Here is a 13,592-nt window from a genome sequence, read left to right as displayed (position 1 = left end):
CGTTCGCATCCCGGACCGGCACGAGGTCGACGACACGACGCCGCTGCGGCTCGACGTGGCGGCCGCTATCGCCTTCCCCGGCGGCGCGATGACGGGGGCGGGGTTGCGCCGCGAGGCAGCCCGCAACCGGCTTGCTGTCTCGCGCGTGGCAGGGAAAGACTGGACCACGCTTCGTGCGATTGCCGAGATGATCGAGCTATGCCGCGCCGCTCCGAAGGCCCCCACCTCAAGCTCGAACGGGCAGAGACGGATTTCGAAGGCCGGATCACCCGGCATGCGTCCTGGATCATCCGAGACGGACGACGGAAAATCCGCACAGGTCGCCGCGCTGATGAGGCTGCAGCGGCTGAAAAGCGGCTCGCCGCCTACATCGCCGAAAAGCACGAACCCGCGCGGGAGAGCGATCGTGACCCCGCTCAGGTCTGGGTCGCCGACGTAGTTTCGGTCTACCTCGACGACATCGCCAGCAAGAAGGCGCGGCCGAAGGAGATCGCCGGCCGCCTGGGCAACATCCTGGCCTTCTTCGAGGGCAAGCGGCTGTCGACGGTCACCGGCCGGGCCTGCCGAGACTATGCGGAGCACCGGGGCCTCGCGGTGGCGCGGCGCGAGCTGGAGGACTTTCGGGCGGCGATCAACCACTACCACCGCGAGGGGCATCTCGCCTCGCCGGTGCCGGTGGTTCTGCCGGAACGCGGCGCCGCGCGGGAGCGATGGCTCACCCGCTCCGAGGTCGCGAAGCTGATTTGGTCGGCCTGGCGCTACCGCGAGGTGCAGAAGGGCCACGCCACCGGCCGGCGGTCCCGCCAGCACGTCGCCCGGTTCATCCTGGTTGCGCTGTACACGGGTACCCGTGCTGGTGCGATCTGCGGCGCCGCGATCCGCCCCACCGTGGGCAGCGGCTACGTCGACCTTGAGCACGGCACCTTCTACCGGCGGCCGCCGGGATCGCGGCAGACCAAGAAGCGCCAGCCGCCGGCGCCGCTGCACCCGCGGCTCCTGGCGCACCTCTGGCGTTGGGAGCGGACCGGCATCGCGTTCCGCTACGTGGTCGAGTGGCAGGGCAAGCGGATCGGGCGGATCAACAAGGCGTTCCGCGCGGCGCGCGAGGATGCCGGGTTCGGCGCCGACGTCATCCCGCACTCGTTCCGCCACACGGCGATCACCCTGGCGCTCCGCGGCGGCTGTCCGCCATGGGAGGCGTGCGGCTATTTCGGCGTGACGCTGGAGGTCCTGCAGGATGTCTACGGTCACCACTGCCCCGAGCACTTCCAGGGCGCGCTCAAGGCGACCGGCGGTCGTAGGAGTACCGGGACGCCTACCGGGACGCTTTCCCGCGCACCGAACGTGAACAAAGCGGGGTGATGATCTGAGCGTCTCCTAGGGACGACGCGGCAAGATCGAATGGAAACGCGTTCGGGACGTGGGGGTCGCAGGTTCAAATCCTGCCACTCCGACCAATCTTTCCCGAGTTCTGCCCCCTCGATAATTGATCGGCCGGTCGTGCGGCGACGGGCTTCGGCGCGAAAGCCGGGAGGCGGATCGATTCCGGCTCTCCGATCCGTGGGTACTCCGCACGGTCCAGTCGCGAGGCGGCGGGCCAATCGGCGCGGCGTCCATAGGACCGTTTATTGGCGAGGGACGCGCAGGCCAGTCGCGGATGGCTTCCTGACGTCTGAGCAGATGGACCGGCTGCTTTCATCCCTTTGGGGAGAGCTACCGAAGCGATGCTCGGCCACCAACGCCCTGTTCGCGCGTTTCAGCTCGGTCCGCCCTCGGCTGGAGTGTTCGATGCTCGCCCGATCCGCTGTGCTGTTCCTAATCCTGACGTCAGGCGCGCAGGCAGCCGCCTTCGACGACCTGAAAGGCTACCTGGCCTCCTGCCTGCGGTTCGAGATGGGAGGCGCCCCGATGCAACGTCGGGAGCCGCTCACGGCGAAGGTTCGTGAGGCGCTGAACCGGTGCTCCGATGATGTCGCGCGCCTGGAAAGGGCGGATGGACGGCGGCTGCGCGGCGACGGCGGGATCAGCCCATCCACCAAGGAAGTGATCGAGCACGTCGTCGCCGGCAGCGGCGGCGGCTTCCGCAACGTCCGGTACTGACAGCGCAGGTGGCTGAAGCGGCGCGCACACCGGTGATGGCCAGGGGATGTCGTGCCAGATCCCGCCTCGCGCAGTCGATGGTCGGATTCGCCAGGGAAACCCGGCAGGCGACTTTACGGCGCGGCTGACGGTGGGGCCGTAATCCGTCGGTGGACCCGGCCATCCGTTTCGGTGTAAGGTGTGGGCGAGGTTGATGACCGGTTCATAATAACGTTTCAGGACCCGGGGGCGGTACCCGGCGCCTCCACCAGAAGCATCCTGCCCCGGATACCGCACGGGGGCGAGAGCGAGCGTCCGGCGTTGCGGATGCGCGTTGCCAGGGTGCTTCTGCTGGGGGCGAAACAGGTTCGACTGGACGGTAAAGGGATCGCGAGTTCTGTCCTGCCTCGGCAGGGTAAGATGCGACTTTCGGTAAGGACTCGACCGGTTCGGCGCGGGCAACCCCCGTTCCGAGCACCTGACCAAAACTCTAAATGCCAACGACAACGTCGGCATGGAGATGCGCCTCGCGGCGTAATCTTCCGGGGCGTGGGCACGCCTAGCAACAGAACCCGGGGCTTCGGCCTCGGGGCCCGTATTTCTTCTTCGCTGAAACGACACAAGCCCTCACGGATTGAATCCAGCGAGGGGCATTCGACCGCTGACCGACGCGGCTCGGACAACGTAACAGCCGTGTTCGTTACTGGTCTTCCGCGAGTGCCGGATCGTCCTGGCGGCAAGCGATCCCGCTTCTGTTGATGATAAAGCCGCGCTTGAAGGGTCTTGCTGACCGTGTCAGTGCGCTCTTGGCTGAAGGGCATTCTGTCCTTGATGCGCTCGACCTCGACGCATGGGATCACAGGGTCCGCAATCGGCTGTCGGACCCTCTGCAGGTCCGATGGCCGCGCGTGCATCGGGATCATTGCCGCGCCCGCACGTGCGGATGGGTGCGTCCAGGGCCGCGCCGGTCCGAAACGGCTCTCCGTCGCGGTCAGGAGAGAAGACTGCCGTTGACCGCGGGGCTGACCGATTGGCCACCACGAGGATGAGGTGCCCTCTCTGCGCCGATCCGTCATGCCGCTCGGTCTGAATCCGGTTCACGCCCGCGACAGGGGAGTGAGTTCGGGGCTTGTTCGTCGCGCGGCTCACCAACCGCCCCGCCGTGGACCTCAATCGGTGCGACGGGCACACTCTCAACCAAGAGCGCGATCATCGCCGAGCGCGAGTTCAGGAGAATGGCCGGCGGCTCGCCGGTGATCTGCCGCCAGCGCTTGATGAAAAGGTTGATTGGCAGATCGGCCAGGGTGTCCAATTCGGACGTAGGGTCGTCCCGTTTGGAAGGTGCGGACATGTCCATGCGCCTCAACGACTCTGGCCTGCATTCGGTAGCCGCGTCCGCATGGGATGGTAAAGAATAGGTTACGTCGATGCTCAATGCCGCGGCGGACGAGCCAGGCGAAGTCGGGGGCACGCGATGCGTTGATGTTGTCAACGGTCGGCCCACAAAAGCAGCGTGCCTAACTGAACAAAGCGAACAGCCGAACCTCGTACGTATCGACTTTGTGGTCTGCATGTGTGTCACAGCGACTAATCTTCGTCTTCGAGTTGTCGTAGAATTAGTTTTCTGCCCGATATTTATGCATTTGGGACGATGGATGGGCAAATAACTGTGTTTGATTTGTAAAATTCAACCGCCGATTGATTCAATCGCTGCAGATGAACAGTATAATATTCGATATAATGCATGGATTGCGAAAGATATATCAGACTGAAGTGCTGGGCCGAAGTCTCAAATTAAGCTTGTATTGCCACATCTTTGAATAAGCGACGGGCGTTAATCGCACGCGGCACTTTCGGCGCAGCGCTGCAGGATCAGTCGATTATGAGTGGGATCCGTGATCGTCTTCCGAAGCCGCCTGGTCCCGGTCGTGAGATCCTCCTTGCGGCGGCCCCCGCGATGTTGGCTCTGAAAGGAGCGGCAGGGCTGGGAGACGCGCATCCAAGCTGAACAGCAACGTCGACAGCTCGTCTTCAACAAGTGCCCGCTCCACCGTCGAAACGCCCCCTCAACTAGACTTAAGACAATCGGACACAGCGAAAACATAAAGGAAGTCAAGGCCTTGACGAATATGGGTCGTGTCTTGCAAAAGTGCGCCGCATCGGGCGGCTGGTCCATCGCAGTCGCCTGGGCACGGAAGGGGTCATGAAAGTGAGCTTACGCCTCGGGATCGCCGGACTCGGCACTGTCGGAGCGTCCGTGGTCCGGATGGTCGAGCGTCGGCGCGCCGCCTTCGCGGCAGCGGGCCTCGACATCCGCGTCACCGCGGTCTCGTCCCGCGACCGCAGCCGGGACCGCGGCTTGGACCTCGCCGGCTTCGCATGGTTCGACGATCCGGTGGCGCTCGCCGAGTCCGACACCGTGGATTGCGTGGTTGAGCTGATCGGCGGAGCCGACGGGACGGCCAAGGCGGTCGTGGAGGCGGCGATCGCGGCCAGCAAGCCCGTGGTCACCGCCAACAAGGCGCTGCTCGCACGCCACGGTGCCGCCCTCGCGGCCCGCGCCGAGGAGAAGGGCGTGGCGCTCGCCTTCGAGGCGGCGGTCGCCGGCGGGATCCCGGTGATCAAGACCCTGCGCGAGGGCCTGCCGGGCAACGTCATCTCCCGCGTCTACGGGATCCTGAACGGCACCTGCAATTACATCCTGAGCCGCATGGAGCGGGAGGGGCTGACCTTCGAGGCCTGCCTGAGGGATGCACAGGCCCTGGGCTACGCCGAGGCGGATCCGACCTTCGACGTCGAGGGCTTCGACACCGCCCACAAGCTCGCGATCCTGACCAGCCTTGCCTTCGGCACCGCCATCGACGCGGAGGGCGTGTCGGTGGAAGGGATCTCGCGGGTCCAGCCCCTCGACCTGCGCATGGCGGACGAACTCGGCTACCGGATCAAGCTGCTCGGCGTGGCTCAGGCCGCCGAGGCCGGCATCGAGCAGCGGGTTCACCCGACGATGGTGCCGAAATCCTCGGCGATCGCCCAAGTCATGGGGGTGACCAATGCCGTGACGATCGATGCGGATGCGGTGGGTGAGCTGACGCTGATCGGCCCCGGTGCCGGCGGCGAAGCGACGGCTTCTGCCGTGGTGGCCGATATCGCCGACGTGGCGCGCGGCGTGACGCGCCCGACCTTCGGGATCCCGGCCAGCGCGATGCGCGCCAGCGAACGCGTCGAGATGCAGCGTCACGAGGGCGGCTACTACATCCGCCTCACCGTCCACGATCGCCCCGGCGTCGCGGCCGGCGTGGCCCAGCGGATGGCGGAGCGCGAGATCTCGCTGGAAAGCATCCTGCAGCGCCGCATCGAAGGCGCGGAAACTGATCCGCGCGGGCGCTCCGGCCGGCCCGTGCCGCTGGTCCTCATCACCTATGCGGCCACCGAGGGGAACATCCGGGCGGCCCTCGACGCCATTGGGTCCGACGGGCTGCTGGCGGAACCGCCGCAGCTCATCCGGATCGAGCGTGAATAAGAATGCATCTTGGGTGCCGACCAGCTAGGCCTTAATGCAGGATATTGGGCGTCGGTGAACGGTGTGTAGGCTGGACGGCCGTCATTCGGCGGTGTCCACCCGGGATCCGACCTCAAGATCGGGCCTGGACAAAGGCAGGAAACAATGGCTGAGGCCCCCAAGTCGGCACCGCGCGGCGTTCCACGCACGCTTGCCCTCGAACTCGCCCGTGTGACGGAGCGTGCTGCGATCGCCGCGGCGCGATTGCGTGGCAAGGGAGACGAGAAGGCCGCCGATCAGGCGGCCGTCGACGCGATGCGCGACGAACTCAACGGCCTGCCCATTCGTGGCACGGTGGTGATCGGGGAGGGGGAGCGCGATCAGGCGCCGATGCTCTTCATCGGGGAGCAGCTCGGCCTCGGCGAGGGACCGGAGGTCGATATCGCCGTCGATCCGCTGGAGGGAACGACGCTCTGCGCCAAGGACATGCCTGGCGCCATCGCCGTGATGGCCATGGCCGAGCGCGGCTCGCTCCTCGCCGCCCCCGACGTCTACATGCAGAAGATCGCCATCGGCCCCGGCTATCCGCCCGGACTTGTCGATCTCGATGCGAGTCCCACCGACAACATCGCCGCGCTTGCCCGCGCCAAGCGGGTCGATCCGCAGCAGATCACCGCCCTCATCCTCGACCGACCGCGCCACGCGGCCCTGGTGGCCGAAGTGCGGGCCGCCGGTGCGGCGGTCCGCCTGATCTCGGATGGCGACATCGCCGGGATCATCTTCACCGCGAGCCCCGAGGAGACCGGCATCGACCTTTATCTCGGCACCGGTGCGGCCCCGGAGGGCGTGCTGGCTGCCGCTGCCATGCGCTGCATCGGCGGCCAAATGCAGGGGCGCCTGATCCTCGACACCCCCGAGCGGCGGCGTCGGGCCTCCGAGATGGGCATCACGGATCTCGATCGGAAGTACGACCTCACCGACCTCGCGAGCGGCGACGTCATCGTGGCCGCCACGGGCATCACCGACGGAGCGCTCCTGCGGGGCGTCCGCTTCCGGCCGGACCGGATCCAGACCGAGACCCTCGTTTACCGCTCCGAGGCCGGGACGGTCCGGCGGATCCTCGGCGAACACCGCCGCAGTCTGAGCTAAGGCGGAGCACCGGCGCCCTGGTCCGGACGCATCCGGACAGGGGCGCTACGCTTTCCTTCGGAGCTCAGTTCAGTTCAGCACCACGACCTTGGAGCCGACGTTGACGCGGCTGAACAGGTCGATCGCATCCTGGTTGATCATCCGGATGCAGCCCGAAGACACGCTCTTCCCGATGGAGAAGGGCTCCAGCGTGCCGTGGATGCGGAACAGCGTGTCCTTGTTGCCCTGCCACAGGTACATGGCCCGCGCGCCCAGGGGATTGCGCAGGCCGCCGGGGACGCCGAGCCCGCTCTGAAGCTTGTCGACCTCGCCTGCGAGCTTCGGGCTGCGGGCGATCATCTCCTTGGGCGGGTACCAGTCCGGCCAGGCCTGCTTCGAGTTGACCGTCGCAGTCCCGGACCACGAGAAGCCCTGCTTGCCGACGCCAACGCCGTAGCGCCGAGCCCGGCCGTTGGGCTGCACGAGAGTCAACTGGTGCGCCCGCGGATCGACGATGATCGTCCCGGGCTCGTAGGGGCCGTTATAGGCGATTTCCTGCCGGAGGAAGGCCGGGCTCATCTTCTTGTAATTGAACGCCTGGACCGGGAACACGTCATCCGTGACCGGGCCATAGGCCTTGGCATAGTCGATCGGCTCGTTGTCGGGCGCCCGCAACACCGCCTTGGCCTTGGCGGCTTCGAGGGGCGAGAGACCTTCGGCGGGCGGCACGCTGCCTGGGCGGACCGGAACCGTCGGGTCTTCGGTGAGCGCGGTGGCCGGCGCGGCTGGCGCCGGGACCGCTGCAGCGGGGGTTCGCGGCGCCGGGCGAACGAAGTCCGTCCGCCCGGTATAGGGCAGGTAGCGGCCGCCGCGGCGCACATAGTAGGCACCGTTCTGATCTTGATAGAGCTGCCCGTCGTCTCCGAACCCGTCGATGCCCGAGTCGCCGACCGGGCCGCGGCCCTGGGCGTGTGCGGTCGAGGCTAGGGCTAGGACGGCGAAGCCGGCCAAGAGGAAGCGACGGATCGGGGCGGACATGGGTCAGAATTCCTCGGGAGGCGACGCCGGGACCCGCCGCGGCGCGCGGTGGAGCGGGCCTGCACGAAGACACGGCTCAGCTCATGCCGGGGCTTAGCAAAGATCACGCATTACCGCCAAGTTGCCGAGAGCGATCCCGGGCTACTTACGGGGTGTTGAGGACACTTTCTCCGACCCTGTGTTGCTCACATGCAGCAATGATTTCCAGGTCGCCGCTCACCGATCCGTGAGGAGCCTGTTCCGTGGCCCGCTTGCTCGGCAGGGATGCCGCGATCAAGGGCACCGGCTTGGCCGTTTTCCAGTCGGCGCCGCCAGAGTGCCGATCCGCGCCGCCGACGTCTCCCGCACCGCGTTCGATTGGCACACTTGCTGCATTGCTGGATCAGCCGCGCCTGCTGCGGCGGCGGAGCAACGGCGCTCCCAACAGCGGACGGTGTGAGTCCGGACCCCCCGGCATGAGCGACCGCGTGACGGTTCGCCCACTTGAGACGAGCACCAGCTATGGCCAGCTTCAAGACCGTGATGAAGTCGGGTCACCCCCCGACGTTGTTCGCCGCCTTCCTGTACTTCGATTTCTGCTTCGCCATCTGGGTCCTGAACGGCGCGATGGGTCCGTTCATCACGGAGACCTTCAGGCTGACGCCGGCCCAGACCGGCTTCATGATCTCGCTACCGATCCTCGCGGGCGCGCTCATGCGTTTCCCCCTCGGGATCCTGGCCCAGTATATCGGCCGCAAGAACGCCGCGATCACCGAGATGAGCGTGATCATCCTGGCGATGGCCTACGGGTTCTTCTTCGTCTCGTCCTACGGCGACGTGCTCGCCATGGGTGTCCTGCTCGGCATCGCGGGCGCCTCGTTCGGCGTCGCGCTGTCGCTGGGCTCGGGCTGGTTCCCGCCGGAGCACAAGGGGCTCGCGATGGGCATCGCCGGCGCCGGCAATTCCGGGACCGTGCTCGCCGTGCTGTTCGCGCCGCCCCTGGCGCAGGCGTACGGCTGGCAGACCACCTATGCCTTTGCGGGGGTGGTGATGCTGCTGCCGCTGGCGATCATGATCGTGTTCGCCAAGGAGCCGCCGGATTGCGAGCACCAGTCGTTCAGGGAGCACGTCTCCTGTCTGTTCACGAAGGACGGCTGGGCCTTCTCGCTGATCTACGTGATCACCTTCGGGGGCTTCATCGGCCTGTCGAACTTCCTGCCGACCTTCTTCTACGAGCAGTTCGCCGTGACCAAGGTCGAGGCCGGGCGACTCACCATGCTGGCGGCCTTCATGGGCTCGGGCATCCGGATCGTCGGCGGCTACTTCGCCGACCGGATGGGCGGCATCGCGGTCCTGTCGGTGGTCCTGCTCGCCGCGATCGCGACGTTCCTGTCGCTCACCGCCACGCCCTCGCTGGCGCTGACCACGATCCTGTTCATGCTGTGCTTCGCGGCGCTCGGCGCCGGAAACGGTGCGCTTTTCCAGCTCGTGCCGCTGCGCTGGCCGAGCAACACCGCGGTGGCCGGCTCGATGATCGGCGAGATCGGTGCGCTCGGCGGCGCGATCCTGCCGAACGTCATGGGTCTGTCCAAGCAGTATACCGGGTCGTTCTCGATCGGCTTCATCGGGTACGCGGCCTTCACGGCGCTCGTCCTCGGATGCCTCGCCCTGTGGCAGCGCAAGTGGGTCGGCCGCTGGGTCGGACCCCGCGGCAAGGCGCTCGGCCTCGCGACCGAAGCCGAGCAGGGCCAGCTGCGGCCGGCCACGGCCTGACGGAACCGTACGCCGCCGGCACGGTAATCCATTTCGGCGATCCACCTGGTACGGGGGCCTTTGCGGCCCCCGTTTCCGTTTGCCGGGATCGGTATCGAATCGCTGTGCGGATGCAGTTCGGTGGTTGCCTTCTGCGGCCCGAGGCGTTTGAATAATGCATTACAAGAAAGCGTGCGGCCCGGAGCCGAGGCGCCCGGCGTCCGCTTGCCGCGACGCTCACCGCTGGAGGAACGGTCGATGTTGAAGCGCGTGAGCGCCACGAACGGCGTACTCGGCCTGCTCTGCGTGATGTATTTCATCACCTATCTGGACCGGGTGAACATCGCGACCGCCGGAGCCGAAATCATCCGCGATTTCGGAATGTCGAAGACAGATTTCGGGCTGATCCTGTCGGCTTTCGCTTATCCTTACGCAATCTTCCAGGTGATCGGCGGGTCGGTCGGCGACAAGTTCGGCGCCCGGCGGACCCTTTTAATCTGCGGCATGATCTGGGCCATGGCGACGATCCTGACCGGGATGGTCGGCGGTCTGGTCAGCCTGTTCCTGGCCCGGGTCCTGCTGGGCTTCGGCGAGGGCGCGACCTTTCCGACCGCCACGCGCGCCATGCAGAACTGGACGGCCCCCGGCCGGCGCGGCTTCGCGCAGGGCATCACCCACGCCTTCGCGCGGCTCGGCAATGCGGTGGCGCCGCCGATCGTCGCCTTCCTGATCTACCATTTCGGATGGCGCACCAGCTTCGTGATCCTCGGCGCCGCCAGCTTCGTCTGGGTCGCAATCTGGTGGCTGTACTTCCGCGACGATCCCTCCGACCACCCGGCGATCACCCGGGCGGAACTCGACACGTTGCCGCCGCCCCGCAAAGTCGGCGCGAAGCAGAACGTGCCGTGGGGCGCCCTGACCCGCCGCATGCTGCCCGTGAGCATCACGTATTTCTGCTACGGATGGACCCTGTGGCTGTTCCTCGGCTGGCTCCCGAGCTTCTTCAAGGAGAATTACAGCCTCGATCTGAAGAACTCCGCGCTGTTCGCCTCGGGCGTGTTCTTCGCCGGCGTGGTGGGCGACACGGTCGGCGGATTGATGAGCGACGCGATCCTGCATCGAACCGGCAACGTGAAGCTCGCGCGCCTGTCGGTGATCGTCGTCGGCTTCCTGGGCGCGGCCGCGAGCCTCGCCGGCGTGTTCATGACGCGTGACCTGACCCTGGTGGCGCTGCTCCTCTCCTCGGGCTTCTTCTTCGCCGAACTCGTGATCGGGCCGATCTGGTCGGTGCCGATGGACATCGCACCCAAGTATGCCGGAACCGCCAGCGGGCTGATGAACACAGGCTCGGCCGTGGCGGCGATCGTCTCGCCGATCGTCTTCGGCGTCATCGTCGACCTGACCGGAAGCTGGACCCTGCCGTTCGTCGGCTCGATCGGCCTGTGCCTGCTCGGCGCCGGGCTCGCCTTCACGATGCATCCCGAGCGGGAATTCGTGGATCCCGCAGCGCCGACGGGCGGCCCCGTGGCCACCGCGGCCGCAGGGGAGTAGGGCGCGATGGCCGAAGCGACGGGGCGGTCCGGTCCGCTCGCGGGCATGCGGGTGATCGAACTCGCTCACATCATGGCCGGTCCGGTCTGCGGGCTGATGCTCGCCGACATGGGCGCGGAGGTGATCAAGGTCGAGAAGATGGACGGTGACGACACCCGTCGCACCGTTCCGCCGGCCCTCCAGAACGAGAGCGCCGCCTACATGATGATGAACCGCGGCAAGCGCGGCATCAGCCTCGACCTGAAGGATCCGGACGGCGTCGCCGTCCTGCGCCGGCTGCTGAAGGGGGCCGATGCGCTGATCGAGAATTACCGCGGCGGCACCATGGAGCGCCTCGGGATCGGCTACGACACGCTGCGCGCGGAGTTTCCCGAACTCGTCTATTGCTCGCTCTCCGGCTTCGGTCGCACCGGACCTTACGCCGATAGGGCGGGGTTCGACCTCGTCGCACAGGGCATGAGCGGCCTCATGTCGGTGACGGGGGAGGGGCCTGGCCGGCCGCCGATGAAGTGCGGGCCACCGGTCACCGACATCACCGCCGGTATCCTGGCGGCCATGGGTGTCCTGGCCGCGTATGCGAACCGGCTCCGCACCGGAAAGGGGCAGGCCGTCGACACCTCGCTGTTCGAGGCCGGGATTACCCACACCTATTGGCAGTCGGCCATCGCCATGGCGACCGGGCTCGCACCCGGTCCGATGGGCTCAGCCCATCCGCTGAACGCCCCCTACGAAGCGTTCGAGACCGCCGATGGCTGGATCACTATCGGGGCGGCCAACCAGACCAACTGGCTGCGGTTGCTCAAGGCGATCGGCGCCGACGGCCTCGCCGATGATCCGCGCTTTGCCGTGAATCGCGACCGGATGGCCAACCGGCACGAACTCGCCGCGACCCTCGCGCCGATCTTCCGCGCCCACGGCTCGGCGGAGTGGCTCGCGCGGCTCGAGGCCGGCGGTGTCCCGGCCGGCCCCGTGCTGGACGTGAACGCCATGCACCGCGACCCGCAGACGCTCGCCCGCGACATGGTGGTCGAGGTCGAGCATCCCCGGGTCGGTCGCATGAAGACCCTCGGCCTGCCGGTCAAATTCTCGGATACGCCCGGCCGGGTCCACGGACCTGCACCGTTGCTCGGCGAGCATTCCCGGGCGATCCTGGCGGAGGTCGGCTATTCCGCCGCCGAGATCGACGGTCTGATCGCGCGGGGCGTTGTCCGCGAGACCCTGGCTTGAACCTGCCCTCCGGAGACGCTGCGATGAGCGCCGAGCCCGCCACCAACGAGCTGCTGTTCACGACCGACGCGGCCGGCATCGCCCGGATCGTCCTCAACCGGCCCCAGGCCCGCAACGCCCTGACCTTCGCGATGTATCAGGGCCTGATCACCTGCTGCGAGGCGATCGCCGCGAACCCGGCCGTCAAGGCGCTGATCATCACCGGGGCCGGCGACAAGGCCTTCGCGGCCGGGACCGACATCGCCCAGTTCCGGAGCTTCAAGACCGCCGAGGACGCGCTGGGCTATGAGCGCTTCATGGACAGGGTGCTGGGATCCCTGGAGCGGCTGCGCGTGCCGACCATCGCGGCGATCGCGGGCGCCTGCACGGGGGGCGGTGCGGCCATCGCGGCGGCCTGCGACCTGCGCGTCGCAACCCGTGACGCCCGGTTCGGCTTCCCGATCGCGCGGACGCTCGGCAACTGCCTGAGCCAGGGCAACCTGAAGCGGCTCGCCGGCCTGATCGGCCCCGCCCGGGTCAAGGACATCATCTTCACCGCTCGCCTCGTCGGCGCGGAGGAGGCGCTGGCCATCGGCCTCGTCGGAGAGGTCGTCGAGGACCGATCGGCCCTCAGCACCCGGGTGGACGCCCTGGCGCAGCTGCTCGCCGGCCACGCGCCGCTCACCATGCAGGCCACCAAGGAGGGCCTGCGCCGCCTCGCCGAGGAGGAGGCTCCCGCCGAAGGCGCGTCCCATCCCGGCGATGACCTGATCCTCATGTGCTACATGAGCGCGGATTTCCGAGAAGGCATGGAGGCCTTCCTCGGCAAGCGCACGCCCGAGTGGAACGGGCGCTGAGCACGGGCCTCAGACCAGTTCCCCACAGACATCGACCCAGGTCGCATCCGTCAGTTCGGCCATGCGGTCGGGTGCGATGCGGACGGCGCTGTGCGTGCTGCCGGCCGCCGGCACGACCTCGTCGAACGCCTTGAGCGACACGTCGCAGTAGACAGGCAGCGGGGCGATCAGCCCGAAGGGGCAGACCCCGCCGACCGGGTGACCGGTGGCGGCCTCGACCGCGTCGAGATCGAGCATCCGCACCTTGCCGCCGAACGCGGCCCTGGCCTTCCGATTGTCGAGCCGCGCATCGCCGCGGACCACGACCAGGGCGACCTGATCCCCGATGCGGATCGACAGGGTCTTGGCGATCTGCRCAGGGCCGACGCCGTGGGCGGCCGCGGCCTCCGCCACGGTCGCCGTGCGGGTCTCGAGTTCGAGGACCGCGATGTCGGCCGCCTTCTCGGCGAAGAAGGCGCGGACGGATTCGAGGCTCATGGCGGATTCCGGGCGAGCGGACGCCG

General features: G+C 67.4%; 11 protein-coding genes and 1 other RNA gene. 9 read left to right on the top strand and 3 right to left on the bottom strand.

All coding sequences use genetic code 11. The features are described from left to right. Positions 1-198 precede the first annotated feature (198 nt). The 3 genes from ACXJKQ_RS03120 to ssrA all read left to right on the top strand — a co-directional run bounded on the left by ACXJKQ_RS03120 (position 199) and on the right by ssrA (position 2,470). On the top strand, positions 199-1,362 hold the full coding sequence (locus ACXJKQ_RS03120) for a site-specific integrase (protein WP_457104316.1): 1,164 nt from the start codon (positions 199-201) through the stop codon (positions 1,360-1,362). Between the two features lie 426 nt (positions 1,363-1,788). Next, positions 1,789-2,100 carry a hypothetical protein gene (locus ACXJKQ_RS03115; protein WP_457104315.1) on the top strand — a complete coding sequence of 104 codons (312 nt, stop codon included), beginning with the start codon at positions 1,789-1,791 and terminating at the stop codon, positions 2,098-2,100. Positions 2,101-2,298: 198 nt separating this feature from the next. Further along, positions 2,299-2,470: a transfer-messenger RNA gene (gene ssrA, locus ACXJKQ_RS03110) on the top strand. Positions 2,471-3,151: 681 nt separating this feature from the next. On the opposite strand, the gene ACXJKQ_RS03105 is transcribed toward ssrA, so the two are convergent. Beyond that, positions 3,152-3,436 carry a hypothetical protein gene (locus ACXJKQ_RS03105; protein WP_457104314.1) on the bottom strand — a complete coding sequence of 95 codons (285 nt, stop codon included), beginning with the start codon at positions 3,434-3,436 and terminating at the stop codon, positions 3,152-3,154. Between the two features lie 846 nt (positions 3,437-4,282). Between ACXJKQ_RS03105 and ACXJKQ_RS03100 the strand changes: the two genes are divergently transcribed. Together ACXJKQ_RS03100 and glpX are read left to right on the top strand one after the other, a co-directional pair. Beyond that, on the top strand, positions 4,283-5,599 hold the full coding sequence (locus ACXJKQ_RS03100) for a homoserine dehydrogenase (protein ID WP_457104313.1): 1,317 nt from the start codon (positions 4,283-4,285) through the stop codon (positions 5,597-5,599). Between the two features lie 144 nt (positions 5,600-5,743). Further along, positions 5,744-6,727, top strand: coding sequence for a class II fructose-bisphosphatase (gene glpX, locus ACXJKQ_RS03095; protein ID WP_457104312.1), 984 nt, complete (start codon positions 5,744-5,746; stop codon positions 6,725-6,727). 69 nt (positions 6,728-6,796) lie between these two features. Here the strand turns inward: glpX and ACXJKQ_RS03090 are convergent, their stop codons facing one another. Next, entirely contained in the window at positions 6,797-7,744 is a 948-nt protein-coding gene (locus tag ACXJKQ_RS03090) for a L,D-transpeptidase (RefSeq protein WP_457104311.1), read from the bottom strand. A 501-nt stretch (positions 7,745-8,245) separates the two neighbouring features. On the opposite strand from ACXJKQ_RS03090, the gene ACXJKQ_RS03085 reads away from it, so the two are divergent. The 4 genes from ACXJKQ_RS03085 to ACXJKQ_RS03070 all read left to right on the top strand — a co-directional run bounded on the left by ACXJKQ_RS03085 (position 8,246) and on the right by ACXJKQ_RS03070 (position 13,089). Beyond that, a complete protein-coding gene (locus ACXJKQ_RS03085; protein ID WP_457104310.1) occupies positions 8,246-9,496 on the top strand; it encodes a nitrate/nitrite transporter in 1,251 nt (416 codons plus the stop codon). Positions 9,497-9,733: 237 nt separating this feature from the next. Beyond that, positions 9,734-11,026: an MFS transporter gene (locus ACXJKQ_RS03080; protein WP_457104309.1), complete on the top strand. Its 1,293-nt coding sequence runs from the start codon at positions 9,734-9,736 to the stop codon at positions 11,024-11,026. A 6-nt stretch (positions 11,027-11,032) separates the two neighbouring features. Then, positions 11,033-12,253 (top strand): CaiB/BaiF CoA transferase family protein, encoded by a 1,221-nt coding sequence (locus tag ACXJKQ_RS03075; protein ID WP_457104308.1) that lies wholly within the window; start codon positions 11,033-11,035, stop codon positions 12,251-12,253. A gap of 23 nt (positions 12,254-12,276) precedes the next feature. After that, on the top strand, positions 12,277-13,089 hold the full coding sequence (locus ACXJKQ_RS03070) for an enoyl-CoA hydratase/isomerase family protein (RefSeq protein WP_457104307.1): 813 nt from the start codon (positions 12,277-12,279) through the stop codon (positions 13,087-13,089). A 9-nt stretch (positions 13,090-13,098) separates the two neighbouring features. Here the strand turns inward: ACXJKQ_RS03070 and ACXJKQ_RS03065 are convergent, their stop codons facing one another. Further along, positions 13,099-13,566, bottom strand: a complete 468-nt coding sequence (locus ACXJKQ_RS03065) for a YbaK/EbsC family protein (protein WP_457104306.1) — start codon at positions 13,564-13,566, stop codon at positions 13,099-13,101. Positions 13,567-13,592 lie beyond the last annotated feature (26 nt).

This window comes from Methylobacterium sp. P5_C11 (genome assembly GCF_054049775.1).
This window is presented reverse-complemented; position numbering and strand designations above follow the sequence as displayed.